At 53.4% G+C, this 2,569-nt stretch carries 3 protein-coding genes; all 3 read left to right on the top strand.

Annotated elements, in window-relative coordinates:
- Positions 1-601: ABC transporter ATP-binding protein (locus VB081_RS04275; RefSeq protein WP_323399611.1), on the top strand; the 601-nt coding region annotated here is incomplete at its 5' end.
- Between the two features lie 329 nt (positions 602-930).
- Entirely contained in the window at positions 931-1,770 is an 840-nt protein-coding gene (locus tag VB081_RS04280) for a hypothetical protein (protein WP_323399612.1), read from the top strand.
- The coding region (locus tag VB081_RS04285) for a hypothetical protein (protein WP_323399613.1) at positions 1,745-2,569 on the top strand (825 nt) is incomplete at its 3' end. The genes VB081_RS04280 and VB081_RS04285, both read left to right, overlap by 26 nt.

Here is a 2,569-nt window from a genome sequence, read left to right on the forward strand (position 1 = left end):
AGTCAGGCTGGATGGAGAGGACGTATGCGCGATTGATGCGAAATCGCTTGCCAAAAAGATGGCGCTTGTACCACAGAATTATGCGCTGGAATATGATTTTACCGTACTGGAAACAGTGTTGATGGGGCGCAACCCACACAAGAAAACCTTTGAAAGCGATACGCCGGAGGATATTGCCCTTGCGCGTGAATGCATCGAAAAAACGGGGATCGCCCACCTTGAAAACCGCTCGGTCATCGGGCTTTCCGGCGGGGAGTGGCAGCGTATGATCATTGCGCGCGCGCTGTGTCAGGAGTCGAGTGTTTTGCTGCTTGATGAGCCGGTCGCAAACCTTGACATCAAGCACCAGGTAGGTATACTTTCCCTTGTGCGCTCTCTTGTGCGCAACAGAGGAATGTTATGCGTATGCGTGCTGCACGACCTAAATCTTGCACGGCATTATTGTGATGAGATCGCGCTGTTAAAGGACGGGCGGGTGTCTGCGTTTGGCGCGGCGGCGGACGTGCTTACAAAAGAGGCGCTCGAGGTGGTTTACGACACGAAGCTGAATATGATTGAAGCGCCGGATGGGGAAACGTACATCCTGCCGGAGATGGGGTAAGGCGATGTCCTAAAATGTCCGCCCGATGTCCGACAATGTCCGGTGTGGGTGTGGTAAGATAGTATTGTAAAAATATACGCAGATAAGGGAAGTGCAGGAATGCGCTTCCTTTTTTGATGTCAAAAAAATAAAAAGGAGAGAAGAAAAATGGGAACGAATCAAATGAACGAGGTATTTAGGAACATGCAGAATGCAGCGGAGAGCCTGGCGCAGAAAAAGCGCGAGGAGGGGAATGAGGCATGATTCAAGACGTCAGGAACAAATCGGTTTTGCAAGGCGGAAGACGCAGCAAAACAACTTCTAGCAAAGGGGGCACGCGGGGGAACAGCATGTTCCGCCCGCGAAGGGAGCAAGGCGACCGCAATCAGTGGGAAGAGGAACAGCGAAAAGCAGAGGAACAGCGCAAGCAGGCGGAAGCGCAAAAGCAAGCAGCAGCGGCTGCGGAAATGCTGAATCCGTTTTTGCCGGCGATACAAAAACCATCGGTGGTACAAGCAAAGCTCGCGCCGACAACCGTACAAAAGCTGCAGATGGCAAAGCTGGCAGAGCCGGCAGCCATACCGCAGTGGCAGAAGAAACAGGAATCGCCGTCCACGCCGCCGATCAAGCCGCAGATGAGGAAAAACGAAGGGGTAGCGCCCAAAACCCAAACAAATGTGGAGAGGCTGACAACTGCGGTGTTGGCGCACAAGGGGGATGTGGACGACCCGTTTGTGCAGGGGTTATGGGGCGAACAGGAACTGAAAAATGATTTCGTGCGGGAGGAGCTAAAGAAATTCACCCCTGCGCTGGATGCGCGCGTAAAGGAATTGCGTGAGAAGATCAATGCAAAGCCGACGCAGGCGGTTGAAGATGAAAGAGATACCGACACTAGCATGAATATGGTATATACTATGCATAAGAACGATCCGAAGATCGTGAGAGACGACATCATAGCGGGAGCGACGAAGGTCGATCCGCAGACGGTGGGAAATATGGTACAGCCATTGTCGGCGAGCGTAACGTCGCCGGCACAGCCAACGCTAGAGCTGAAACCGGATAAGACGGGTGGCAGCAACCTTGATCTTGATATGGGGCCAATCACGCAGGAGAAGGCGGACGAGGTAAGGGCGGCGACAGAAAGCGCAAACACCGCAAACGCATGTGCGGAGTACGAATACAGTAGCTGATCTGGCGGCGGGCGCGCAGCCCATGACCCCGGAGGAAGCGGGTATACGCGATTATTTGAAAGCGCATCCGAATGAGACCATCAACGGTGTGAACGCGGCAATGCTTGGGGACTTTGAACAGCAAATGGATGAGGCGCAGAAAAGCGGCGTACAGATGACAACAAAGCCCGCAGAGGCTCCGGCGTTCCTCCGTGATGAGGTTAGTATCAAAAAGATGCAAAAAGAACTCGGGATCAGTGAAACAGGGCAGTGGGACGATAGCACGGAGCAGGCGTATCGCGCCCGCATGGGAAAAATCACGGGGCTTGTGTATCAGGATCAGCCGGAGCTTGCGGGATTGCCTTTTGACCAAGCGGGGATGGCGGCAAACGGATGCTCCACAACCGCGACTCATAACGTTTTGCAATTGATGGGGAAGAGCGTGCCGTTTGAACAAACCTACGCGTGGCACAGCGAGCATGGAGATGCTAATTTCCCGAGGACAATTCCGTGGCGAACGGAACAATATGTCAAAGAAGCAGTGCCGGACGTAAGGATCAGAAACGCGTCGACGGCTTATGCTATGGTCGTTCCGGAGGATAGGGAAACATCTCCTTTGGAAGCGCGGGCGCAAAAAGTGATCAGTGAGGACGGATACGGGATATTGTGCTTTGCCTACAAGAATCCGGACGGCAGCATTGGCGCGCATTATGTCGCCGCGGAGATTGACCCGCAGACAAAAAAACTGATGATCTGTGACTATACGCCTGCCGGAAACGGGCAACCTAGAGTGGCGGGTAAGAAACCTTATATCAATGTA

Source organism: Christensenella sp. (genome assembly GCF_034927525.1).
Classification (GTDB): Bacteria; Bacillota; Clostridia; order Christensenellales; family Christensenellaceae; genus Christensenella.